Source organism: Collinsella sp. HCP3S3_E5, assembly GCF_052067635.1.
GTDB lineage: Bacteria > Actinomycetota > Coriobacteriia > Coriobacteriales > Coriobacteriaceae > Collinsella.
Map to the genome: position 1 here is coordinate 1 of NZ_JBQHQF010000064.1, position 635 is coordinate 635.

Sequence of the window (635 nt, forward strand, 5' to 3'; positions counted from 1 at the left end):
CCGCTGATGCCTCCGAGCCGCACGGAGTCGCCACTCGACCTCTGACTCGGCGCGAGACCGAAATAGGCCGTGACCTGCCTTCCGGAACGGAACCTCGTGAAGTCGCCGACCTCGGCCGAGAAGGCCGCGGCCAGCGCGAAGGCGCAGCCCTTGATCGACTGGAGGGCGGCCACCTCCGCGGCGATCGGGCTGGCATCCACGGCGGCCCTGTACTCGGAGAGCAGGTCCGCCCGGGCCTCCGCCGCGGCCTCGACCTCGTTCCTCAGGGCGGCGAGCGTCCGAACCCCGCCATCGTCCTCCGGCCTGACCTTGTCGAGCCACCTCAGGAAGTCGTAGGTCCAGTACTTCCTCGGGTTGCCGGCGGGCGTGGTGCCGCCGTAGACGAACCCCCGCTTTGCGAGGAAGGCGAGCAGCCGCTGCTTGGCGGTCGCCAGGCGCGCGGTCGCCCCGTCGTAGGCGCCGGCGAGGTCCCTGATGCCTTCGACCTCGGGGGAGGGGACCCATACGGGGGAGATGTCGTGGGCGAGTATCGCCTTGGCCATCCTGGCGGCGTCGTTCCTGTCGTTCTTGGAGGCCGAGTCGGCGGCCGACCTGGGGATCTTCGAGACCGCGGCGACGACGCACTCGACGCCGAG

Annotated in this window: 1 protein-coding gene; it reads right to left on the reverse strand. The window is 70.9% G+C overall.

Annotation, left to right across the window (positions count from 1 at the left end; translation table 11 throughout):
• A partial coding sequence (locus ACTM82_RS09000; protein ID WP_441088552.1) for a transposase occupies positions 1 to 599 on the reverse strand: 599 nt, incomplete at its 3' end.
• Positions 600 to 635: the final 36 nt, after the last annotated feature.